Source organism: Agrococcus versicolor (genome assembly GCF_039531815.1).
GTDB lineage: Bacteria > Actinomycetota > Actinomycetes > Actinomycetales > Microbacteriaceae > Agrococcus > Agrococcus versicolor.
In genome coordinates, this window is record NZ_BAAAQT010000005.1 from 289,085 (window position 1) to 310,604 (window position 21,520).

Genomic DNA, 21,520 nt, shown 5'->3' on the forward strand with positions numbered 1-21,520 from the left:
TCGAGTCTACGAGCGCCGTCGAGATGCGCCTCGGAGCGCGCAGGCAGCCACCATGCGTCCTCGGCTCGTCGCTGACGTGCGCAGCTCGCCGCCCACCGGCGGGATGGCCGGGAGGTGGCCGGCGGATGGACGGGCGGAGACGGCCCCGCGGGTGGGGAAGGATGGCAGCGTGACCGCCTCGAGGATCCCCGACGCGTTCCTCGCGTCGCAGCGTGCGACCCCCGAGCGGACGCTCGCCGACGTCGTCGCCGAGACGGCCCAGCGGCATCCCGACGCGCTCGCGCTCGACAACGGCTCCGAGCAGCTCACGTACGCCGAGCTCGTCGACGCGGCGCAGGCGTTCGCCGACCGCCTCGCCGAGGTCGGCGTCGGCCGCGGCGACCGCGTGGGCATCCGCATCTCGTCGGGCACGACCGACCTGTACGTCGCGATCCTCGGCACGCTCCTCGGCGGCGCCGCCTACGTGCCCGTCGACGCCGACGACCCCGACGAGCGCGCCGCGACGGTCTTCGGCGAGGCCGCGGTGCACGCGGTCGCCGCGACAGGGCTCGGCATCGCCGTCACCGAGCACGGCCTCGGCCGCGCCCCGCGCGAGGTGGAGCCGCCCGCGCCGAGCGACGACGCGTGGATCATCTTCACCTCCGGCTCGACCGGCACGCCCAAGGGCGTCGCCGTGACCCACCGGTCGGCCGCCGCGTTCGTCGATGCCGAGGCGCGCCTCTTCCTGCAGCACGACCCCATCGGGCCCGCCGACCGCGTCATGGCGGGCCTCTCGGTCGCGTTCGACGCGTCGTGCGAGGAGATGTGGCTCGCATGGGCGCATGGCGCGTGCCTCGTGCCGGCGCCGAGGTCGCTCGTGCGCTCGGGCGTCGACGTCGCGCCGTGGCTCGTCGCGAACGCGATCTCGATCGTCTCGACGGTGCCGACGCTCGTGTCGCTGTGGCCCATCGCGTCGCTCGACGCCGTGCGCATGGTCATCCTCGGCGGCGAGGCCGTGCCGCCCGAGCTCGGCGTGCGGCTGCAGCGCGCCGGCCGCGAGGTGTGGAACACGTACGGGCCGACGGAGGCGACGGTCGTCGCGTGCGCGGCGCTCCTCGACGGCACCGATCCCGTGCGCATCGGCCTGCCGCTCGACGGCTGGGACCTCGCGGTCGTCGACGCCGAGGGCGAGCCCGTCGAGGTGGGCGAGAGCGGCGAGCTCGTCATCGGGGGCGTGGGCCTCGCACGCTACCTCGACGCCGAGAAGGATGCCGCGAAGTACGCCCCGATGCCGTCGCTCGGCTGGGATCGCGCGTACCGATCGGGCGACGTCGTGCGCAACGATCCCGCGGGCATCGTCTTCGCCGGTCGCGCCGACGACCAGATCAAGCTCGGCGGCCGCCGCATCGAGCTCGGCGAGATCGACGGCCAGCTGCTGCGCGTGCCGGGCGTCGTCGGCGCCGCGGCCGCCGTGCGCGGCACGGCTGCGGGCAGCAGCGTGCTCGTCGGCTACCTCACGGTCGACGCCACCTACGACGGCGCCGTCGCGATGACGCTGCTGCGCGAGCGCATGCCGGCGGCGCTCGTGCCGCGCCTCGCGATCGTCGACGACCTGCCGACGCGCACGTCCGGCAAGGTCGATCGCGACGCCCTCCCGTGGCCGCTGCCGAGCGCGGAGGCTGCGCACGAGGGCTGGAGCGAGACGCAGACGTGGATCGCCGGCATCTGGCGCGACGTGCTCGCCGCCGACCCCGAGCGGCTCGCGAGCGACTTCTTCGACCTCGGCGGCGGCTCGCTCACGGCGGCGCAGGCCGTCGGCCGCATCCGCGAGCGGCATCCCGAGGTCGTCGTCGCCGACCTCTACCAGCACTCGTCGGTCGGGGCGCTCGCCGGCCACCTCGACGGGCTCGGCGCCTCCCTCGCGCGGTCGAACGACGAGGCGGAGCCCATCCGCAGGCGCACGCAGGTCGCGCAGGCGATCGCGGCGTACCCGCTCCACCTGCTCGCCGGCGCCCGGTGGATCGCATGGCTGCTGCTCGCGAGCGCGCTCCTGCATCCCGTCGTGCCCTGGCTGCCCGGCCCGCCCGTCGCGCTCGTCGTCGTCACGACGGCGCTGCTGCTGCTGCCGCCGGGCCGCATGCTGCTCGCCGCCTCCCTCATCCGGCTCGTGCTGCGGGGCGTGCGGCCCGGCGAGCATCCGCGCGGCGGCCGCGTGCACCTGCGCATCTGGCTCGCCGAGCAGGTGCAGCAGCAGCTCGCCGCGACGTCGATCGCCGGCGCCGCCCTCATGCCCTGGTACGCGCGCCTGCTGGGCTCGAGCGTCGGGCGCGACGTGCAGCTGCATGCGCTGCCGCCCGTCACCGGCTTCCTGCGGCTCGCGCGAGGCGCGTCCGTCGAGTCGGAGGTCGACCTCTCGGGCACGTGGATCGACGGGGACGTCGTGCACGTCGGCGCGGTGCGCATCGGGCGGGATGCGCGCATCGGCGCCCGCTCGACCCTCGGGCCGGGTGCGCGCGTCGCCGCCGGCGCCGAGGTCGCGCCCGGCTCGTTCGTCGGCGGCCGCGTGCACCCGGGCGACCTCGTGTCCGGATCGCCCGCGCAGCGCGTCGGGGCGTCGCGCGGGGCGTGGGAGGGCAGGCACGCACCGGGCCAGCGCCGCTGGTCGGCGATCTACGCCGCCGCCGGCGTGCTCGTCGCCGCCCTGCCGTGGCTGGCGGCGGCGATCGGGGCGCTCGTCGTCGCCCCCGCGCTCGTCGGCGGCGCCACGCTCGGCGACGCCCTCGCCGTCGCCGCACCGTGGCTGCCGCTCGCGGCGCTCGTCGGCTACGTCGCCCTCATGGGGCTCGTGCTCGCGATCGTGCGGCTCGCGGCGCTCGCGATCCGCACCGGTCCCGTGCCCGTGCGCTCCGGCGCCGGCCTCGCCGCGTGGCTCACGATGCGCGTGCTCGACGACGCGCGCGCCTGGCTCTACCCGCTGTACGCCGGCGCGCTCACGCCGCTGTGGCTGCGGGCGCTCGGCGCGAAGGTCGGCCGCGGCGTCGAGGCGTCGACCGTCGTCATGATCCCGTCGCTCACCGAGATCGGCGACGAGGTCTTCCTCGCCGACGACACGCTCGTGGGCGGCTACGAGCTCACGAGCGGCTGGCTGCGCGCCGAGCGCGTGAAGGTCGGCAAGCGCGCCTTCCTCGGCAACTCGGGCATGGCGGCGCCCGGCCGCCGCATCCCCAAGGCGTCGCTCGTCGCCGTGCTCTCGGCAGCCCCGCAGCGCGGCACGGCGAAGGCCGGCTCGTCGTGGATCGGCAGCCCGCCGACGCAGCTGCGCCGCACGGCCGACGAGGTCGACGCCTCGCGCACCTACGCGCCGCCGACGCGACTCAAGGTGCTGCGCGGCGTCGTCGAGACCGCACGCGTCCTGCCGATGCTGCTCGCGGTGTGCCTGCCCGTCGCGGCCGTCGCGGCCCTCCTCGCGCTGCTCGGCGGCGCATTCTCGTGGGGCGGCCTCGTGCTCGCGCTGCTCGTCGCACCGCTCGCGCTCATCGCCGTGGGCGTCGTCGCCGCGCTCGTCGCCGTCGCGGCCAAGTGGGTGCTCGTCGGGCGCATCCGGGTGGGCGAGCATCCGCTGTGGAGCGGGTTCGTCTGGCGCAACGAGCTCGCCGACGCGTTCCTCGAGCTGCTCGCCGCGCGCTGGTTCGCAGGCCCCGCGTCGGGCACGTACGCCATGGTCGTCTGGCTGCGCATGCTCGGCGTGCGCGTGGGCCGCGGCGTCTGGTGCGACACGTACTGGCTGCCCGAGGCCGACCTCGTGTCGCTCGGCGACGGCGCGACCGTCAACGCGGGCTGCGTCGTGCAGACGCACCTCTTCCACGACCGCGTGCTGTCGCTCGGCACCGTCACCCTCGAGGCCGGCGCGACGCTCGGCCCGAACTCCGTCATCCTGCCCGCCGCGACCCTCGGACGCCATGCGACCGTCGGCCCGGCATCCCTCGTGATGCGCGGCGAGCTCGTGCCCAGCCGCACCCGGTGGCTCGGCAACCCGATCGGCCCGTGGGAGGACTGATGCAGCACAGCCACCCGGATCCCTACGTGCCCGGCCACGGCGACCTCGCCTACGACGTCGAGCACGCCACGGTCGAGCTCGACTACCGACCGTCGTCGAACCTGCTCGAGGGCACCGCGACGCTCACGGTCGTCGCCGCCGAGCCCGTGCGCAGGCTGCAGCTCGACCTCGCGCACCTGCGGGTGTCGCGCGTGCTCGTCGACGGCCTCCGCGTCCGTCACGCGCACACGGGCACGCGCGTCGCCGTGACGCTCGCCGAGGAGGTGCCCGCCGGCACGCGCATGCTCGTGCACGTCGACTACCGCGGCACGCCGCGGCCGCTGCGGATGCGGGCGTTCGGCGAGGCGGGGTGGGAGGAGCTGGCCGACGGCGTCATCGTCGCCGCGCAGCCGCACGGTGCGCCGTCGTGGATGCCGTGCAACGATCGCGCGTCGTCGAAGGCGACGTACGACCTCGTCGTGCGCGTGCCCTCCGAGTACGCCGTCGCGTGCAGCGGCGAGCAGACGGCCGTCGAGCGGCACGGCTCGACGCGCACGTGGCGCTTCGCGCAGCGCGCCCCGATGGCGCCGTACCTCGCGACGGTGCAGATCGGCCGGTACCAGGAGGTGCGCCAGCGGGCGTCGGTGCCCATGCGGGTGCTGCGACCGTCGGGGCTGCCGAAGGCGACGTTCGACGCGTCGTTCGGGCTGCAGCCGCAGATGCTCGCGTGCTTCGAGGCCGAGTTCGGGCCGTATCCGTTCGAGGGCTACACGACGGTCGTCACCGACGACGTCCTCGAGATCCCGCTGGAGTCGCAGAGCCTGTCGACGTTCGGTCGCAACCACTGCTCGACCGACTGGGACGCCGTGCGCCTCATCGCCCACGAGCTCTCGCATCAGTGGTTCGGCAACGCCGTCACCGCCCGCACGTGGCGCGACATCTGGCTGCACGAGGGCTTCGCCTGCTACAGCGAGTGGGTGTGGTCGGAGGCATCGGGCGGCCTGACGATCGACGAGCAGGCCGCGCTCCACCACGCGCGCCTCACGGGTCTGCCGCAGGATCTCGTGCTGTCGGATCCCGGCGCCGCCGACATGTTCGACGACCGCGTCTACAAGCGCGGCGCCCTCGCGCTCGTCGCGCTGCGCCGCACGATCGGCGCGACGGCGATGCGCACGCTCCTGCACGCGTGGATCGACGAGCATGCGGGCGGCGTCGTCGAGACGGCGGATCTCGTGGCGCTCGCGGTGCGCGTGTCGGGGCGCGACGTCGCGCCGTTGCTCGCCGAGTGGCTCGACGACCCCGCGCTGCCCGAGCTGCCGGCGGTGCGGCCCGCCTAGGGGTGCTCGGACGCCGGCCCGAGGCACAGCGCGGCCACGAGGCCCGCGGGCGCCTCGAGGCGATGCACGGCGAAGTCCGCCAGGCGCAGGCTCGCGGGATCGGTGCGCAGGCCGGTGCCCAGCCGCTTGACGATCGCCTCCTTCGCGACCCACGCCCACGCCGGGTCGACGCCGCGCTCGTCGGGGTGCAGCACGACGGCGGCGTCGACGACGGCGTCCGCCGACTCGACGTCGACGCCGAGCGCGCCCTGCGTCAGCGGCCGGGTCGCGACGAGCAGCAGGTCGCCGTGCCGCGACGCGGAGGCGGCGAGCCGCATGTCGCCGCTGCGCGCCCACGGGATGCCGTGCGCATCCGAGCCGCAGCGCGGGCACGCGTGCCCGGCGGCATCCGCACCCATGGCGCGCAGGGCGTCGACCGTGGCGACGGCGGCGGGCAGCCAGCGGATGCTCGTGCCCGTCGGCGCGCTCGTCACGCCGGGTCGGGGAAGGTGAGCGGCTGCCACGATGCCGCGAGCCAGTCCGTGTCGCCGGGGAAGCCCGTCACGCGGGCGAGCAGCGTGCCGAGGCGCTCCTCGTCGAGCGGGCCGGTCGGCTCCTCGGGCAGGCGTGCGCCCGTGTCGTCGGCGAGCGCGCCCTGGCTCCACGCGATGCGCCGCGTCGCCCGGCCCGGCACGTCGAGCTGGAAGAGCCACGTGTCGCTCACGCTGCCGAAGAGCGCCGTCGCGACCGGCCGGGCGAGCGCCTGCGCGGCGCGCTCGGCGAGGTCGATCCAGGCGAAGCCGGCGTCGAGCAGCACGACGTTCGCACCGTGCTGCATCGCCGAGAGCTCGGCGCGGGAGGAGGCGGCGACGTCGCCCGGGATCGGCATGCCCGTCGGGCGGTAGCCGAGCGGCGCGAGCTCGGCGACGCGCGCACCGCGCACCACCACCACCGCCACGTTCACGCCCACGGCGCCGACGGTAGCAGCGGGTGCGCCCCCGCTGGCTGGGCGTGCGCCGCGCGTCCGGCGACGACGCGCGTCGCGTCAGCCGCGCAGGGAGGCGCGGCACCGCTGCAGCAGCGCGCGCAGCGTCGCCTCGTCGTCGCCGAGGCCGTCGAGCATCCGTGCCTCGACCGAGCGCACCGCGGCGCTCGCGACCGCGAGGCGTCGCCTGCCCTCCGCGGTGATCTCGACGGGCATCGCGCGCCCTCCGCCGGGCTCGGTGGCGCGCACGACGTGCCCCTCGCGCTCGAGCGTCTGCAGCAGGACGTGCATCGACTGCCGCGTGACGAAGGTGCCGCGTGCGAGCTGGGAGCTCGAGGCCCCGGGCCGCTGCGCGAGCAGCTCGAGGCACGAGTAGTGGGTGACGGTCATCGACAGCGGTCGCAGCACGCGCTCCATCTCGGCGCGCAGCGCGGTCGCGACCTCCTTGAGGAGGTAGCCGACCGAGGTCGGCAGATCCACGCCCTGCTCGGTCCGCTCCATGTCAGGAGTCTGACATAGTGTTGCTCATGTCAGAAGACTGACATGCGGCGCGGCCGCCGAGCAGAGGAGCACCATGACCACCACCGGACCCGACTTCATCGCGCTGCAGGTGCGCGACGTCGCTGCCTCGGCAGCCTTCTACGAGCGGCACCTCGGCCTCGTCCGACAGGCCGGACCGCCGAGCGCCGCGGTGTTCGACACGAAGCCCGCGGCGTTCGCGGTGCGCCCGCCCATGCCGGGCATCGACCTCGACGCGGTGCCGCTCCTCGGCCACGGCGTGAGCCTGTGGATGCACGCGACCGACGTGCAGGCGATCCACGACGGGCTCGTCGCGGCCGGGGTCGAGATCGTCGCGGCGCCCACCGAAGGGCCGTTCGGCCTGCAGTGCACGTTCGCCGATCCGGACGGGTACCGCATCACGCTGCACGACCGCGCCTAGGCGGTCCCGCGCGGCGGGTCAGGCGGTCGCGAGCCCGACGATGCCCGTGACGAGCACCGCGATGCCCGACAGCAGCGAGAAGACGATGACGGCGCGACGCGCGACGGCCTGGTCGATGCGGGCGGCGATCCGGTCGCCCGCGACGACGCCGACGAGGATGGGGGCGACGGCGAGGAGCCACATCCACCACTGCCACGGCGGGGCACCGCCCGGGGCGACGAGCTGTCGCGACACCACGGTCGAGAGGCTCAGCAGGATCCAGAACGGCTGCATCGTCGCGGCGAAGACGCGGTGCTCCCAGCGCGACAGGATCGCGAACATGCCGATGACCGGCGCACCGAGGCCCACGCTCGAGTTCAGCACGCCGACGAGCGCGCCGGTCGGCACGCGCAGGCCCGGCCCGTCGAACGAGCGCTCCGATCGCGTGAAGCCCGCCGAGACCGCGACGCCGACGAGCGCGAGCACGCCGACGGCGATCTTCAGCACGTCGGCGTCGGCGGCGCGCGCCAGCAGGATGCCGGGGATCGTGAGCGCGATGGCCGGCACCACGAGCCAGGCCAGCCCCCGCCAGTCGATGTCCCGCCAGACGCGGCCGATGATCATGGCGCACGCGACCACGCCGAAGACGTTGACGACGAGCACGGCCTCGAGCGGCCCGACGGCGAGCACCATCGTCGGCGTCACGACGAGGCCGAAGCCCATGCCGACGGTGCGCTGCGCGATCGCGCCGACGGCGAGCGCGACGAGGGCGACGACGAACGACCAGTCCATCAGGCGAGATCCGCCGCGATGGCGCGGGCGGCGTCGACCGAGGCGGCGCCGAGCGCGTCGAGGTCGGCGGCGCCGACGGTGACGACGCCGACGGCCGCGCGCGGTGGCAGCGGATGCCGGATGGGGGCCGCGACGCCCGAGAGGCCGGGCACGACCTCGTCGCTGCTCGTCGCGTACCCGCGCTCGGCCGCGACGGCGACCTCGGCGCGCATGGCGTCGTCGTGGCCGAGCGCCGCCCACTCGCGCGTCGTCAGCAGCGTCTGGATCGCGATGCCCGGGGCGCCGAGGGCGAGCGGATGCCGCGACCCGGGCCGCTGGGCGACGGAGGCGCGGGCGGAGCGCGACTCGACGCTCACGAGCGTCACGACGTCGTCGCCGTCCTGCACCGCGACGAACGCCGTGCAGCCCGTCGTCGTCGCGAGGGTCGTGAGGTGGGGGAGCGCCGCGGCGCGCAGGTCGCGGTCGACGGACTGCGCGAGCACCGCGAGCTGCGCACCGAGCTCGAGCCTGCCGCCGGCGTCGCGCACGACGAGCCGGTGCGCCTCGAGCGTGCGCACGATCCGGTAGGCGATCGAGCGGTGGACGCCGAGGTGGTCGGCGAGCTCCTGGATGCTCAGCGGGCTGTGCTCGGCGAGCAGCTCGAGCGCCCGCAGGCCCCGCGAGAGGGTCTGGGCGCCGGGCAGCTGCCCGCTCGTCTGCTCCGGCATCGATCCTCCATCGGCGGGCGACGCGGTGCGGCGACCTCGCGTGGCAAGCATAGGTCAGGGCGTTCACGTATCGAACGCGGCGATCCCGTCGCGCGCGCTGCCCGACGTCTCAGATCGTGAGGCGCGTGCCCGCCTCGACCTCGTGGTGGATGCCGCCGCCCTGCTCGACCGCCCAGCGGATGCGGTCGTTGGCCATCTGCAGGCCGAACGACGAGATCGACTGCTCGTGCGTCGCGAAGGTGCGGCGCGGCGCAACCTCGAGCACGAAGTCCATCGCCTCGCCGATCTTGAGCCATGGTGCGCCGCACGGCGTCGCGAGCAGCTCGACGGGCCGATCCGGCACCGCGTACGAGTCGCCCGGGTAGTAGAGGGCGTCGTCGACGAGCACGCCGACGTTGTCGACGCGGGGGATCGACGAGTGGATCTCGGCGTGCGTGCCGCCGAAGAACCGCAGGGCGAAGGATCCGACCGCCCGCTCGTCGCCCGCGGCGACGACGTCGACGTCGAAGCCCGTCGCGGCGTCCACGACGCCCGCCGGCGCGAGGATGGGCACGCCGCCCGACGCGTCCTGCAGCCGCTGGAGGTGCTCGGGCGTCCAGTGGTCGGCGTGCTCGTGCGTCAGCACGATGCCCACGAGCCCCGCCGCGTCGAAGGGCGGGGTGAGGACGCCGGGATCGACGACGAGCAGCTCGTCGCCCTTGCGGATGGCGAGGCAGGCGTGCACGAGCTTCGTGATCTCCATGCCTGCACGCTACGCCCGCGCTCGGGCCGCATCCAGCCCGTCGCGCCATGCTGCACGGCATGACCGACGCTCCGCCCCGGCCGTTCGACCGCGAGCGGATGCGCTGCCCGATGTGCGGCGGGGCGTCCTTCGCGTGGGAGCGCATCACGCCGTTCCGCGACGGCGTCTCGAGCACGTTCTGGGGCGTGCTGTCCGAGACGCTCGAGCTCGACATGGCGACGTGCGCCACGTGTCGCCACGTGGTGTGGTTCCGCGCATAGGCTCCAGGCGTGCTCGTCGTCGTCGCATCGAACCCGCAGGCGAGGTTCGGTCGATCCGGTCCCGTGGGGGAGCGGGTCGTGCAGGTGCTGCGCGCCGCCGGCCACGAGGTCGTGCACCGCACGGCCCCCGACTTCGCGGCGCTGCAGCGCGCCGCCCGCGCCGCCGCGAGCCGCGCCGACGTGCTCGTCGTCGTCGGCGGCGACGGCATGGTGCACCTGGGCGTCAACGCCGTCGGCGGCACGTCGACGCCGCTCGCGATCGTGCCGGCCGGCAGCGGCAACGACTTCGCGACCGAGATCGGGATGCCCGGCGTGGAGGAGGCGATCGCCGGCCTGCCCGCCCTGCTCGAGACGGAGCCGCAGCGCTGCGACCTCATCCGCATCCGCCACCCCGACGGCGAGACCTTCGCGGCCGGCATCGTGTCGGTCGGGTTCGACGCCGACGTCAACGTGCGCTCGTTCCGCATGACGCGCGTGCCGGCGAGGCTGCGATACCAGGCCGCGATCGTCGCGACGCTCGCGGGCCTGCGGCATCGCACGTTCCGCATCCGCGTCGACGGCGGCGAGGAGCGCACATGGCGCACCGTCATCGCCGCGGTCGCGAACCATCGCGTCTTCGGCGGCGGCATCCCCATCGCGCCGACGGCGTCGATCACCGACGGTCGGCTCACCGGCATCCTCGCCGACGAGCTCTCGCGGCCCCAGTTCCTCGCGCTGCTCGTGAAGGCGCTTCGGGGCAGGCACCTCGACGACCCGCGGGTGCACGTCGTCGACATCGGCACCGTCGAGATCGCGAGCGACGACGAGACGGTGCTCGCGTGCGCCGACGGCGAGATCGTCGGCAGGCTGCCGATCGCGTGCAGCATCGCGATCGGCGCGCTGCGCGTCTTCGGGTCGCCGCGCTGACGGCTCGCCGGCGGCGGCTCGGGCCGGGGGATCACGGCCGCGATCGGCCTCGACACGCCGTCGGAGGGGGGCGTGCATGCCTCGTTTTGCATCGAGGCCCAGGGGTGTGGCATCCTTGTCAGGTTGCAATGCGGCCCCATCGTATAGCGGCCTAGTACGCTGCCCTCTCACGGCGGTAACGCGGGTTCGAATCCCGCTGGGGTCACCAGCACGACACGAAGGCCCGGACGTCATGTCCGGGCCTTCGTCGTGTGCGCCGCATGGATGCCCCGGGTGATGCCCCGGTCTGCATCGGTCACGGATGCTGCGCAGGGCATAGGCGATGCAGAGGCCGCGACGGGACGATGGCGCTCGGCCCATCGGCCGCCGAGAGGAGACCTCCCATGCAGTGCCCCACCGACGGCGCGACCCTCGTCATGAGCGAGCGCAGCGGCATCGAGATCGACTACTGCCCCGACTGCCGAGGCATCTGGCTCGACCGCGGCGAGCTCGACAAGCTCATCGACCGCTCGTACGGCGAGCCGATGCCGCAGGCTCCCGCCGACTCGTGGCAGCAGCGCCAGGGCCAGCAGCAGTGGGATGCGCAGGGCCAGCAGGCCGGCGGTGCGCCGATGCACGGCCAAGGTGGACAGGCGGCTCCCGGTCAGGGCTACGGCCAGGGTCAGGGCTACGGGCAGGGCGGCCAGGGTGCGAGCGGCATGTCCGGCACCGCCGGCAAGATCGCCGACCAGGTCATCAAGCAGGTGCAGAAGCGCGCCGGTGGCCAGCAGCAGGGCCACGGCCAGCAGGGCTACGGCCAGCAGCAGGGCCGTCGCAGCTGGCTCGGCGACATCCTGCGCTGATCGGTCGCGCCGGCGCCCGACCGCTTCCCGCGCCGGCCGGTCGCCGGCGCACGCCGCGAGCGGGCACCCGGCCGCCCGCGCGCTCAGAGCAGCCCGAGCGCCCGAACCTGCTCGCGCTCGTCGACGAGCTCGGCGATCGACGCGTCGATGCGCGCGCGCACGACGTCGTCGATCGCGAGGCCGGGCACGATGCGCCACTCGCCGTCGACGACCGTGACGGGGAACGACGACACGAGCCCCTCGGGCACGCCGTAGGAGCCGTCGGAGACGACGGCCATCGACGTCCAGTCGCCCTCGGCCGTGCCGTGCACCCACGTGCGGGCGTGGTCGATCGTCGCGGATGCGGCGCTCGCCGCCGAGGACGCGCCGCGCGCGGCGATGATGGCCGCGCCGCGCTGCGCGACCGTCGGCACGAGGTCGTCGGCGATCCACGCGGCGTCGACGAGGTCCGGCGCCGGCCGGCCGCCGACGAGCGCGTGGGCGACGTCGGGCACCTGCGTCGCGGAGTGGTTGCCCCAGATCGTCATGCGTCGCACGTCGGCGACGCCCGCGCCCACCTTCGCCGCGAGCCGTGCGACGGCGCGGTTGTGGTCGAGGCGCGTGAGGGCGCTGATGCGCGAGCGCGGGATCGACGGCGCGTGGTGCGCGGCGACGAGCGCGTTCGTGTTCGCGGGGTTGCCGGTGACGGTGATGCGCACGTCGTCGGCGGCGACGGCCTCGAGCGCCGCGCCCTGGTCGCGGAAGATCGCGCCGTTCGCCGCGAGCAGGTCGCCGCGCTCCATGCCGGGGCCGCGCGGGCGGGCGCCGACGAGCAGGGCGTGCGAGACGCCGTCGAACGCGACGCGTGCGTCGTCGGCGAGGTCGACGCCCGCGAGCGTGCCGAACGCGCAGTCCTCGAGCTCCATCGCGACGCCCTCGAGCGCGCCCATCGCGCTCGGCAGCTCGAGCAGCCGCAGCCGCACCTGCTCGTCCGGCCCGAGCAGCGCCCCGCTCGCGATGCGGAACGCGAGCGCGTACCCGATGGCTCCTGCGGCTCCCGTGATGGCGACGGACGTGACCATGCGACCTCCCTGGCTCCCCTCCACCGTGCCACGCGAGCGCATCCGACCCGCCGTCGATCCCAGCGGAAGAACCGCGGTCCTTGCGCCCACGACGAGCGCTACGCCCGCGCCAGCGCCGCGCCCTCGCCGATCGCCGCGAGCTTCGCCCACGCGATCTCGGGATGCACGCGGCCGCCGAGGCCGCAGTCGGTCGAGGCGACGACGCGCTCGGGCCCCACGATCGCGGCGAGGCGCTCGATGCGGTCGGCGACGAGGCGCGGATGCTCGACGACGTTCGTCGCGTGGCTCACGACGCCGGGCAGCAGCCGCACGTGGCCCGGCAGCGACACGCGCTCCCACACGCGCCACTCGTGCTCGTGCCGCACGTTCGCGGCCTCGAACGAGATGGCGCCCGCGCCGATCTCCAGCACCTGGTCGACGATGTGCTCGAGCCCGAGGTCGGTGACGTGCGGACCGTGCCACGAGCCCCAGCACACGTGCAGGCGGATGCGCTCGGGCGGGATGCCGCGCAGCGCGTGCCGCAGGGCGTCGACGCGCACCTGCAGCCACGAGCGGTAGTCGGCGACCGTCGGCTCGGGGGAGATCTGGTCCCAGCTCTCGGCGAGCGAGGGGTCGTCGACCTGCACCGTGAGCCCGGCGTCGACGATCGCGAGGTACTCCTCGCGCAGCACGTCGGCCCATGCCCACACGTGCTCCTCGTCGGTCGCGTAGTGGTCGTTCGCGACGCGGGCGCCGGAGCCGGGGGAGAGCGCCGTGAGGAAGCCCTCCTCGACGCCCGCCGCGTCGATCGCCGCGCGCAGCGCCCGCGCGTCGGCGGCCACGGCGTCCTGCCCGACGTACGACAGCGGCCCCGTGGTCGCCGGGAAGCGCACGGCGCGCCGCCCCGCGAGCACGCCGTCGGGGTCGCCGTACGCGCCGGGGAACGCGACGCGGTCGCGCCGATGCGGGAAGGACGTGAGACGGATGGCGCCCGGCTCGCTCGCGACGTGCGCCGAGCGGTAGACGTCGTCGTCCGTCAGCTCGAGCCCCGCGACGCGCTGGAACGCGTACGACCACCACGCGCCGTAGTCGACGGCCGTCGACATGGCCTTGCCGTACTCGCCGTCGTTCACGATGCGGATGCCCGCGTCGCGCTGCCGCTCGACGACGTCGGCGACCGCGGCGGCCACGAGGGCGTCGTGCTCGTCGGAGCGCTCGAGCGTGAAGCCGTCGTCGGCGACGCGGCGTGCGGCGTTCGCGGCGAGGAGGGCGGGCGTGCGCGGGAGCGAGCCCGCGTGGGTCGTGAGGATCTCGGTCATCCCGGCCAGCCTCGCATCGGCGACGGGGCGGGCGCCAGGGTGCGCCGTCGCCCGGCGTCGCATGCCGGCGCGCCCGTGCCGCGGCGCGCCCCGGCCGCCTGCGCGCCCGCATGGTCGCCATGGGCGCCGGGCGTAGACTTGCGTCCTTGAGCCGAGGGAGTGTGTTCGATGGGCAGGACGCTGGCCGAGAAGGTGTGGGACGACCACGTCGTCGTCAAGGGTGAGGACGGCTCGCCCGACCTCGTCTACATCGACCTCCACCTCGTGCACGAGGTGACGAGCCCGCAGGCGTTCGACGGCCTCCGCCAGGCCGACCGGCCCCTCCGCCGCGTCGACCTCACGATCGCCACGGAGGACCACAACACCCCGACGATCGCGATCGACAGGCCGATCGAGGACCCGACGAGCGCGAAGCAGATCTCGACGCTGCGCGACAACGCCGCCGAGTTCGGCGTGCGCATCCACTCGCTCGGCGACAAGGAGCAGGGCATCGTCCACATCGTCGGCCCGCAGCTGGGCCTGACGATGCCGGGCATCACCGTCGTGTGCGGCGACTCGCACACCTCGACGCACGGCGCGTTCGGCGCGATGGCGTTCGGCATCGGCACGAGCGAGGTCGAGCACGTCATGGCGACGCAGACCCTGCCGCTCAAGCCGTTCAGGACGATGGCCGTCACGGTCGAGGGCACGCTGCGACCAGGCGTCACGGCGAAGGACATCATCCTGGCCGTCATCGCGCAGATCGGCACGGGCGGCGGCGCCGGCTACGTCTTCGAGTACCGCGGCAGCGCCATCCGCGCCCTCTCGATCGAGGGCCGCATGACGATCTGCAACATGTCGATCGAGGCCGGCGCCCGCGCGGGCATGGTCGCCCCCGACCAGACGACGTTCGACTACATCCAGGGCCGCGACCACGCGCCGACGGGTGCCGACTGGGATGCGGCGGTCGAGTACTGGTCCACCCTCCCGACCGACGACGACGCCGTCTTCGACGCCGAGATCTTCATCGACGCCGACGCGCTCGAGCCCTTCGTCACGTGGGGCACGAACCCGGGCCAGGGCTCGCCGCTGTCGGAGTCGGTGCCCGACCCGGCCTCGTTCTCGGACCCGCAGGACCGTGCGGCGGCCGAGAAGGCGCTCGCCTACATGGACCTCGCGCCCGGCACGCCGCTCAAGGACATCCGCGTCGACACCGTCTTCATCGGCTCGTGCACGAACTCGCGCATGGAGGACCTGCGGGCCGCCGCCGAGATCATCAAGGGCAAGCGGAAGGCCGAGGGGCTGCGCGTGCTCGTCGTGCCCGGCAGCGCGCGCGTGCGCCTCGAGGCCGAGGCCGAGGGCCTCGACCAGGTCTTCCTCGACTTCGGCGCCGAGTGGCGGTTCGCGGGCTGCTCGATGTGCCTCGGCATGAACCCCGACCAGCTCGCCCCCGGCGAGCGCTGCGCGTCGACCTCGAACCGCAACTTCGAGGGCAGGCAGGGCAAGGGCGGCCGCACGCACCTCGTCTCGCCGCTCGTGGCCGCCGCGACGGCGATCCGCGGCACGCTCTCGAGCCCGTGGGACCTCGAGATGGATGCGCGCACCGAGCAGGAGGCGATGGCCTGATGGATGCGATCTCGACCCTGACCGGCCCGATCATCCCGCTGCGGTCGTCGAACACCGACACCGACCAGATCATCCCGGCCGTCTTCCTCAAGCGCGTCACGAAGACGGGCTACGACGACGCCCTCTTCCACCACTGGCGGCAGGATCCGGCGTTCGTGCTGAACCAGGAGCCGTACCGCCACGGCGGCATCCTCGTCACCGGCCCCGACTTCGGCACGGGCTCGAGCCGCGAGCACGCCGTGTGGGCGCTGCGCGACTTCGGCATCACCGCGGTGCTCAGCCCGCGCTTCGGCGAGATCTTCCGCGGCAACTCGGGCAAGCAGGGACTCCTCACGGGCGTGATCCCGGAGGAGGCCGTCGAGCGCCTCTGGGCCGCCGCAGACGCGAGCCCGGGAATGCAGACCACGGTCGATCTCGTTGCCCGTACCGTGACGATCGGCGACGAGACGATCGACTTCCAGATCGACGACTACACGCGCTGGCGCCTCCTCGAGGGCCTCGACGACATCGCGCTCACGCTGCGCGAGGAGGAGCGGATCACGGCCTTCGAGGCCACCCGCCCGTCGTGGATGCCGAGGACGCTGCCGGTGCAGACGGGAACCCGGTGAACGCTGACCAGCTCTCCGCGACCTCGGCGAGGGCCATCGGCCTCGACGTCGACGCGCTGACCATCCGAGGCGGCAAGCCGCTGCAGGGCCGCATCGAGATGAAGGGCGCGAAGAACCTCGTCACGAAGGCGATGGTCGCCGCCCTGCTCGCCGACACGCCCTCCGAGCTGCGCTCGGTGCCCGCGATCAGCGACGTCCGCGTCGTGCGCGGCCTGCTCGAGATCCACGGCGTCGCCGTCGAGACGCTCGGCGACACCATGCGCCTCGACCCGGCGAACGTCGAGAGCGCGCACGAGACGTCGATCAACGCGCACGCGGGCTCGAGCCGCATCCCGATCCTGTTCTGCGGGCCGCTGCTGCACCGCCTGGGCGAGGCGTTCATCCCCGACCTCGGCGGCTGCCACATCGGCGACCGCCCCATCGACTACCACCTCGACGTGCTGCGCAACTTCGGCGCCGTCGTCGAGAAGTTGCCCACCGGCATCCGCATGACGGCGCCGGGCGGCCTGCACGGCGCGAAGGTCGAGCTGCCCTACCCGTCGGTCGGCGCGACCGAGCAGGTGCTGCTCACGGCGACGCTCGCGAAGGGCCGCACCGAGCTGCAGAACGCCGCCGTCGAGCCCGAGATCATGGACCTCATCGCGATCCTGCAGAAGATGGGCGCCGAGATCCAGGTCGACACCGACCGCACCATCCGCATCGAGGGCGTCGACCGCCTCGTCGGCTACAGCCACACGGCGCTCTTCGACCGCAACGAGGCCGCGTCCTGGGCCTGCGCGGCGCTCGCGACCGGCGGCGACATCTTCGTCGGCGGCGCACGCCAGCCCGAGATGACGACGTTCCTCAACGTGTACCGCAAGGTGGGCGGCCGCTTCGAGATCGAGGACGACGGCATCCGCTTCTGGCACCCCGGCGGCGACCTCAAGCCCGTCGTCGTCGAGACCGACGTGCACCCCGGCTTCATGACCGACTGGCAGCAGCCGCTCGTCGTCGCGCTCGCGAAGGCCAAGGGCATCTCGATCGTGCACGAGACGGTGTACGAGCAGCGGTTCGGCTTCACCGACGCGCTGCGTGACATGGGCGCGACGATCCAGATCCACACCGAGTGCCTCGGCAGCCACGCGTGCCGCTTCGGCCAGCGCAACTACGAGCACTCGGCCGTCATCGCCGGGCCCGTCATGCTGCACGGCACCGACATCGTCGTGCCCGACCTGCGCGGCGGCTTCAGCCACCTCGTGGCGGCGCTCACGGCCGAGGGCTCCTCGCGGATCTCGAACGTCGGCATCATCGCGCGCGGCTACGAGCGGTTCATCGAGAAGCTGTCGGTCCTCGGGGCCGACTTCGACGTCGACGGATGACCATGCCGCGCCGCAGCGAGCGCACGCCGACGTTCCGTGCTCTCGCGGGAGTCGTCGTGCCGCCGCTGTCGGCGATGGCCGACATCCGCCTGCATCACGCCGAGCGCGTGCCGCAGACGGGTGCGTTCGTGCTCGCGCCGAACCACATGAGCGAGATCGACCCCATCGTCGTGGGCGCCGCTCTGTGGAAGGCGGGGCGCGCGCCGCGCTTCCTCGCGAAGGAGAGCCTGTTCGGCGTGCCTGGGCTCGGCGCGATCATGCGCGCGACGGGCCAGGTGCCCGTCGACCGCACCGGCATCACGCGCGACGCGGATCCCATGGCCGCGGCCCGCGCGCTCGCCGAGCAGGAGCGGTCGATCATCATCTACCCGGAGGGCACGCTCACGCGCGACCCCGACCTGTGGCCCATGCGCGGCAAGACGGGCGCCGTGCGCATGGCGCTGCAGGCGAGCGTGCCGATCGTGCCCGTCGCGCACTGGGGCGCCCAGCGCCTCATGCCGCGCTACGGACGCGGCATCCGGCCCTTCCCGCGCAAGCGCATCGACGTGCTGTTCGGCGAGCCGGTGGACCTCGACGCCTACCGCGGCGGCCCGCTCGACCAGGCGACGCTGCTGCGCGCGACCGACGAGGTCATGCGCGCCATCACCGACCTGCTCGTGGAGCTGCGCGGCGAGCCCGCGCCCGCCGAGCGGTGGGATCCGTCGAAGCGCGGCCAGAGCGAGACGGGACGGTTCGATGGTTGACGTGGCGGTGCTGGGCGCGGGCTCGTGGGGCACGACGTTCGGCAAGGTGCTCGCGGACGGCGGCGCGCGCGTGACGATGTGGGCGCGCAGGCCCGAGGCGGCGCGCGAGATCGCCGAGTCGCGTCGCAACACCCGGTACCTGCCCGGCATCACGCTGCCCGCGACGCTCACGGCGACGGCGGATGCCGCGGAGGCCGTCGCGGGTGCCGAGCAGGTGTACCTCGCGGTGCCGAGCCAGCAGCTGCGCGCGACCCTCGCCTCGCTGCTGCCGGTGCTGCCGCCGGATGCGCCGCTCGTGAGCCTCATGAAGGGCGTCGAGGCGGGCACGCGCCTGCGCATGAGCGAGGTCATCGCCGAGGCCGCCGGCGTGCCCGCGTCGCGCGTCGCCGTCGTGTCGGGCCCGAACCTCGCGCTCGAGATCGCGCAGGAGCATCCGACCGCCGCCGTCGTCTCGTGCGTCGACATCGAGGTCGCGAAGGCCGTCGCCCGCGTCGCCCGCAACGACTACTTCCACTCGTTCGTCAACGACGACGTCATCGGCACCGAGTTCGGCGGCGTGCTGAAGAACCTCGTCGCCGTCGCGATCGGCATCGTCGACGGCGTCGGCTACGGCGAGAACACGAAGGCGTCGATCATCACGCGCGGCCTCGCCGAGCTGACGGCCTTCGCGGTCGCCCATGGCGCGCAGCGCGAGACGATGCAGGGCCTCGCCGGCCTCGGCGACCTCATCGCGACGTGCTCGTCGCCGCTGTCGCGCAACTTCACCGCCGGGCGCCTGCTCGGCCTCGGGTACTCGCGACAGGACGTCGTGGCCCGCATGAACCAGGTGGCGGAGGGGCTGTCGTCGATCGCCCCCGTCGCCGAGCTCGCCGCCGCGCGCGGCATCCCGATGCCCATCCTCGAGCAGGTGCGGCTCGTGATCGACGAGGCGATGGACCCGAGGGACATCGCCCCGCACCTCACGACCGACGACGCCGAGCCCACCCTGGAGATGCTCTCGTGACCGACCGCATCCGCGTCGCCCTGCTCTTCGGCGGCCGTTCGAGCGAGCACTCGATCTCCTGCGCCACCGCAGGCAGCGTGCTCGCCCACATCGACCGCGACCGCTACGAGGTCGTGCCCATCGGCATCACGCGCTCGGGCGCGCTCGTGCTGCAGGACGACGATCCCGAGGCGCTCGCGCTCGCGAACATGCCGGAGGTCGCCGGCGGCGACCGCGTGCTGCTGCCGACGACGACCGACTCGCGCGAGCTGACCGCGATCGACGCCGCTGGCGTCGCGCGCTCGCTCGGCGTCGTCGACGTCGTCTTCCCCATCCTCCACGGGCGGTTCGGCGAGGACGGCACCGTGCAGGGCCTGCTCGAGCTCGCCGGGCTGCCGTACGTCGGCAACGGCGTGCTCTCGAGCGCCGTCGGCATGGACAAGCACTTCACGAAGACCGTGCTCGCGCACGCGGGCATCGCCGTCGCCCCGTGGATCACGGTGCAGCGCCGCGAGTGGGAGGCCGACCCGCAGGCCATCCGCACCCGGCTCGGCGACCTCACGATGCCGCTGTTCGTGAAGCCGGCGCGTGCGGGCTCGAGCGTCGGCGTGAGCCGTGTGACGTCGCTCATGGACCTCGACGGCGCGATGCGCGAGGCGTTCGCCGAGGACTCGCGCGTGCTCATCGAGGCCGGCTGCCCCGGGCGCGAGGTCGAGGTGGCGGTGCTGCAGGGACGCGACGGCGACCTGCCGCGCGCCTCCATGCCGGGCGAGATCGTGCTGCGGCCCGGCGAGTTCTACGACTTCGACGCGAAGTACGTCGACCCCGACCGCGCGCAGGTCGTGTGCCCTGCCGACGTCGACGACGCGACGCTGCGCGCGCTGCAGCAGACGGCCATCCGCGCCTTCGAGGCCATCGAGGGCTCGGGCCTCGCGCGCGTGGACTTCTTCGTCTCCGACGAGCACGGCGTGATCGTGAACGAGATCAACACCATGCCGGGCTTCACGACCATCTCGATGTTCCCGCTCGCGTGGGGCGCGACGGGCATCGGCTACGGCGACCTCATCACCGAGCTCGTCGAGCTGGGACGCGTGGAGGAGCGATGAGCCCCTGGTGGGCGGTCGCGACGTACGTCGTGACCGTGTTCACGGCGGGCGGCCTCGTACGCCTCCTCGACCCGGCCGCCGCATCCGACGCGCCGTCGCTGCTGTGGCTCGCGCCCGCGCTCGCCGCAGGCGTCACGTGGCTCATCGGCCGCAGGGCGCTCGCCATCATGCTGCCGGGCCCCGTCTCGCGCAGGCAGCTCGTCGCGCACACGATCCTCGGCGTGGGCGCCGCGATCGTGCTGCTCGTGCTCGTCGCCATCGGGCTCGCGTTCGTGCCGCACCGCGATGCGCCGTCGGCCGTCGTCCCCATCCTGCTCGCCGCCGTGCCGCTCGCGGTCGCGTTCGAGCTCGGCTGGCGCGGCGTGCTGCAGCCGCTCGTCGAGTCGCGCATCGGCAGGCTCTGGGCGAGCGTCGGCGTCGGGGTGGTCTGGGCGGCATGGCGGCTCGAGGTCGACGAGACGTCGACGCTCCTCGGCACGATCGTCACGTCGATCGCGCTCTCGGTGCTGCTCGGCTACCTCGGCAACGGCTCGTGGTGGCAGCGGTGGATCACCGCGGGCGTCGTGCAGGCCATCGTGTCGGTCGGCCTCGTGCTGCTGGCCGGCGTCGACCACACCGGCGGTGCGTCGCTCGTCGTGGCAGGGGCGTCCGTCGTCACCGCCGCGATCTGGCTCGTCATGTTCCGCGTGGCGCAGCGTCGTCGGGCCGCGCGGGCGGCTGCCGCAGCCTGACGCGGGCCCGCCTCGGGGCCCCCTGCGGGCGGCCTCCTCGGATCCGCCTCCGCGGCTGCGCGATCAGGCGGTGACGAAGGTGACGATCGCGCCGCCCTGGTCGGCGACGATCGTGCGGTCGCCGTGCTGCTCGAGCACGCGGCCGCCCGCTGCCACGATCGCGTCGAGCCGCGCCTCGAGCGCCTCGGGCGGCACGTGGACGTCGAGCCGCACGCGGGGACGCTGGGCGCGACGCTCGTGCTCGCCGGCGTCCATGCCCTGCAGGAGCAGCACGTGGCCGATGCCGAGCGGGTCGACGACGTCGGTGACGCCCTCGCGCGGGTCGTCCTCGGCGGCGAGGATCGCACGCCATGTCGCACGCGCCGCGGGCACGTCGACCGCGTCGAGCCCGAGCTGCACGAAGCGGAGGCCGCTGGGCTCGGACGTCGCGCCGAGCGCCCTCGCGGCGTCGGCGATCGCGGCCGCGACGGCGACGAAGGCGCCCCGCGCCTCGCCGTCCGCCTCCCACGCATCCTTGCCGCCGTCGAGCGTGACGGCGCCGCCG

Annotated in this window: 21 protein-coding genes, 1 tRNA gene and 1 pseudogene; 14 read left to right on the plus strand and 9 right to left on the minus strand. The window is 74.1% G+C overall.

Going from position 1 to position 21,520, the window contains the following annotated elements:
* The first annotated feature begins 103 nt into the window (after positions 1-103).
* Together ABD249_RS04150 and ABD249_RS04155 are read left to right on the plus strand one after the other, a co-directional pair.
* Positions 104-4,036, plus strand: a complete 3,933-nt coding sequence (locus ABD249_RS04150; protein WP_425546299.1) for a Pls/PosA family non-ribosomal peptide synthetase — start codon at positions 104-106, stop codon at positions 4,034-4,036.
* The gene (locus ABD249_RS04155; protein WP_344340637.1) at positions 4,036-5,352 is read left to right on the plus strand and encodes a M1 family metallopeptidase; all 1,317 of its coding nucleotides are present in this window, start codon (positions 4,036-4,038) and stop codon (positions 5,350-5,352) included. The genes ABD249_RS04150 and ABD249_RS04155 overlap by 1 nt, the downstream gene beginning before the upstream one ends.
* Here the strand turns inward: ABD249_RS04155 and ABD249_RS04160 are convergent.
* The 3 genes from ABD249_RS04160 to ABD249_RS04170 form a co-directional block, all read right to left on the minus strand.
* Positions 5,349-5,825 (minus strand): 4'-phosphopantetheinyl transferase family protein, encoded by a 477-nt coding sequence (locus ABD249_RS04160; RefSeq protein WP_344340638.1) that lies wholly within the window; start codon positions 5,823-5,825, stop codon positions 5,349-5,351. The two genes, ABD249_RS04155 and ABD249_RS04160, sit on opposite strands and share 4 nt — an antisense overlap.
* Entirely contained in the window at positions 5,822-6,301 is a 480-nt protein-coding gene (locus tag ABD249_RS04165) for a hypothetical protein (RefSeq protein ID WP_344340641.1), read from the minus strand. The genes ABD249_RS04160 and ABD249_RS04165 overlap by 4 nt, the downstream gene beginning before the upstream one ends.
* A gap of 75 nt (positions 6,302-6,376) precedes the next feature.
* Entirely contained in the window at positions 6,377-6,817 is a 441-nt protein-coding gene (locus ABD249_RS04170) for a MarR family winged helix-turn-helix transcriptional regulator (RefSeq protein WP_344340643.1), read from the minus strand.
* A 73-nt stretch (positions 6,818-6,890) separates the two neighbouring features.
* Between ABD249_RS04170 and ABD249_RS04175 the strand changes: the two genes are divergently transcribed.
* Complete coding sequence (locus ABD249_RS04175; RefSeq protein ID WP_344340645.1) at positions 6,891-7,256, plus strand: VOC family protein; 366 nt, start codon at positions 6,891-6,893, stop codon at positions 7,254-7,256.
* 18 nt (positions 7,257-7,274) lie between these two features.
* Here the strand turns inward: ABD249_RS04175 and ABD249_RS04180 are convergent, their stop codons facing one another.
* From ABD249_RS04180 to ABD249_RS04190, 3 genes are all read right to left on the minus strand, one after another.
* Entirely contained in the window at positions 7,275-8,027 is a 753-nt protein-coding gene (locus ABD249_RS04180) for a sulfite exporter TauE/SafE family protein (protein ID WP_344340648.1), read from the minus strand.
* Positions 8,027-8,734, minus strand: coding sequence for an IclR family transcriptional regulator (locus ABD249_RS04185; protein WP_344340650.1), 708 nt, complete (start codon positions 8,732-8,734; stop codon positions 8,027-8,029). Before ABD249_RS04185 ends, ABD249_RS04180 begins: the two co-directional genes overlap by 1 nt.
* Positions 8,735-8,843: 109 nt before the next feature.
* Positions 8,844-9,476 (minus strand): MBL fold metallo-hydrolase, encoded by a 633-nt coding sequence (locus ABD249_RS04190; protein WP_344340652.1) that lies wholly within the window; start codon positions 9,474-9,476, stop codon positions 8,844-8,846.
* Between the two features lie 59 nt (positions 9,477-9,535).
* Between ABD249_RS04190 and ABD249_RS04195 the strand changes: the two genes are divergently transcribed.
* The 4 genes from ABD249_RS04195 (at position 9,536) to ABD249_RS04210 (ending at position 11,484) form a co-directional block, all read left to right on the plus strand.
* Positions 9,536-9,736: a hypothetical protein gene (locus ABD249_RS04195; RefSeq protein WP_344340655.1), complete on the plus strand. Its 201-nt coding sequence runs from the start codon at positions 9,536-9,538 to the stop codon at positions 9,734-9,736.
* A gap of 9 nt (positions 9,737-9,745) precedes the next feature.
* On the plus strand, positions 9,746-10,642 hold the full coding sequence (locus tag ABD249_RS04200; RefSeq protein ID WP_344340657.1) for a diacylglycerol/lipid kinase family protein: 897 nt from the start codon (positions 9,746-9,748) through the stop codon (positions 10,640-10,642).
* 132 nt (positions 10,643-10,774) lie between these two features.
* A tRNA-Glu gene (locus ABD249_RS04205) sits at positions 10,775-10,850 on the plus strand.
* 175 nt (positions 10,851-11,025) lie between these two features.
* Complete coding sequence (locus tag ABD249_RS04210) at positions 11,026-11,484, plus strand: TFIIB-type zinc ribbon-containing protein (protein WP_344340660.1); 459 nt, start codon at positions 11,026-11,028, stop codon at positions 11,482-11,484.
* Between the two features lie 83 nt (positions 11,485-11,567).
* Here ABD249_RS04210 and ABD249_RS04215 read toward each other — a convergent pair whose 3' ends face one another.
* Entirely contained in the window at positions 11,568-12,545 is a 978-nt protein-coding gene (locus ABD249_RS04215; RefSeq protein WP_344340662.1) for a malate dehydrogenase, read from the minus strand.
* 98 nt (positions 12,546-12,643) lie between these two features.
* Positions 12,644-13,843: a cobalamin-independent methionine synthase II family protein gene (locus tag ABD249_RS04220; RefSeq protein WP_344340665.1), complete on the minus strand. Its 1,200-nt coding sequence runs from the start codon at positions 13,841-13,843 to the stop codon at positions 12,644-12,646.
* 168 nt (positions 13,844-14,011) lie between these two features.
* On the opposite strand from ABD249_RS04220, the gene leuC reads away from it, so the two are divergent.
* The 7 genes and pseudogenes from leuC to ABD249_RS04255 all read left to right on the plus strand — a co-directional run bounded on the left by leuC (position 14,012) and on the right by ABD249_RS04255 (position 20,976).
* The gene (leuC, locus tag ABD249_RS04225) at positions 14,012-15,448 is read left to right on the plus strand and encodes a 3-isopropylmalate dehydratase large subunit (protein WP_344340667.1); all 1,437 of its coding nucleotides are present in this window, start codon (positions 14,012-14,014) and stop codon (positions 15,446-15,448) included.
* Positions 15,448-16,056: a 3-isopropylmalate dehydratase small subunit gene (leuD, locus tag ABD249_RS04230; protein WP_344340669.1), complete on the plus strand. Its 609-nt coding sequence runs from the start codon at positions 15,448-15,450 to the stop codon at positions 16,054-16,056. The genes leuC and leuD overlap by 1 nt, the downstream gene beginning before the upstream one ends.
* Before the next feature lie 35 nt (positions 16,057-16,091).
* Positions 16,092-17,414, plus strand: coding sequence for a UDP-N-acetylglucosamine 1-carboxyvinyltransferase (gene murA / locus ABD249_RS04235; protein WP_425546300.1), 1,323 nt, complete (start codon positions 16,092-16,094; stop codon positions 17,412-17,414).
* 2 nt (positions 17,415-17,416) lie between these two features.
* Positions 17,417-18,157 (plus strand): lysophospholipid acyltransferase family protein, encoded by a 741-nt coding sequence (locus ABD249_RS04240; protein WP_344340674.1) that lies wholly within the window; start codon positions 17,417-17,419, stop codon positions 18,155-18,157.
* Positions 18,150-19,242: pseudogene (locus ABD249_RS04245) on the plus strand (NAD(P)H-dependent glycerol-3-phosphate dehydrogenase); the annotation flags it as partial. The gene ABD249_RS04240 and the pseudogene ABD249_RS04245, both read left to right, overlap by 8 nt.
* Positions 19,157-20,245, plus strand: a complete 1,089-nt coding sequence (locus tag ABD249_RS04250; RefSeq protein WP_425546282.1) for a D-alanine--D-alanine ligase family protein — start codon at positions 19,157-19,159, stop codon at positions 20,243-20,245. The pseudogene ABD249_RS04245 and the gene ABD249_RS04250, both read left to right, overlap by 86 nt.
* A complete protein-coding gene (locus ABD249_RS04255) occupies positions 20,242-20,976 on the plus strand; it encodes a CPBP family glutamic-type intramembrane protease (protein WP_344342558.1) in 735 nt (244 codons plus the stop codon). The genes ABD249_RS04250 and ABD249_RS04255 overlap by 4 nt, the downstream gene beginning before the upstream one ends.
* 63 nt (positions 20,977-21,039) lie before the next feature.
* Here the strand turns inward: ABD249_RS04255 and ABD249_RS04260 are convergent.
* A partial coding sequence (locus tag ABD249_RS04260) for a VOC family protein (RefSeq protein ID WP_344340677.1) occupies positions 21,040-21,520 on the minus strand: 481 nt, incomplete at its 5' end.

Excerpts from the sequence above, each read along its gene's own strand:
- ABD249_RS04150 (WP_425546299.1), top strand. The coding sequence starts at position 104 with ATGGCCGGGAGGTGGCCGGCGGATGGACGGGCGGAGACGGCCCCGCGG.
- ABD249_RS04155 (WP_344340637.1), top strand. The coding sequence starts at position 4,036 with ATGCAGCACAGCCACCCGGATCCCTACGTGCCCGGCCACGGCGACCTC.
- ABD249_RS04170 (WP_344340643.1), bottom strand. The coding sequence starts at position 6,817 with ATGGAGCGGACCGAGCAGGGCGTGGATCTGCCGACCTCGGTCGGCTAC.
- ABD249_RS04175 (WP_344340645.1), top strand. The coding sequence starts at position 6,891 with ATGACCACCACCGGACCCGACTTCATCGCGCTGCAGGTGCGCGACGTC.
- ABD249_RS04180 (WP_344340648.1), bottom strand. The coding sequence starts at position 8,027 with ATGGACTGGTCGTTCGTCGTCGCCCTCGTCGCGCTCGCCGTCGGCGCG.
- ABD249_RS04185 (WP_344340650.1), bottom strand. The coding sequence starts at position 8,734 with ATGCCGGAGCAGACGAGCGGGCAGCTGCCCGGCGCCCAGACCCTCTCG.
- ABD249_RS04190 (WP_344340652.1), bottom strand. The coding sequence starts at position 9,476 with ATGGAGATCACGAAGCTCGTGCACGCCTGCCTCGCCATCCGCAAGGGC.
- ABD249_RS04195 (WP_344340655.1), top strand. The coding sequence starts at position 9,536 with ATGACCGACGCTCCGCCCCGGCCGTTCGACCGCGAGCGGATGCGCTGC.
- ABD249_RS04210 (WP_344340660.1), top strand. The coding sequence starts at position 11,026 with ATGCAGTGCCCCACCGACGGCGCGACCCTCGTCATGAGCGAGCGCAGC.
- ABD249_RS04215 (WP_344340662.1), bottom strand. The coding sequence starts at position 12,545 with ATGGTCACGTCCGTCGCCATCACGGGAGCCGCAGGAGCCATCGGGTAC.
- ABD249_RS04220 (WP_344340665.1), bottom strand. The coding sequence starts at position 13,843 with ATGACCGAGATCCTCACGACCCACGCGGGCTCGCTCCCGCGCACGCCC.
- leuC (WP_344340667.1), top strand. The coding sequence starts at position 14,012 with ATGGGCAGGACGCTGGCCGAGAAGGTGTGGGACGACCACGTCGTCGTC.
- leuD (WP_344340669.1), top strand. The coding sequence starts at position 15,448 with ATGGATGCGATCTCGACCCTGACCGGCCCGATCATCCCGCTGCGGTCG.
- ABD249_RS04240 (WP_344340674.1), top strand. The coding sequence starts at position 17,417 with ATGCCGCGCCGCAGCGAGCGCACGCCGACGTTCCGTGCTCTCGCGGGA.
- ABD249_RS04255 (WP_344342558.1), top strand. The coding sequence starts at position 20,242 with ATGAGCCCCTGGTGGGCGGTCGCGACGTACGTCGTGACCGTGTTCACG.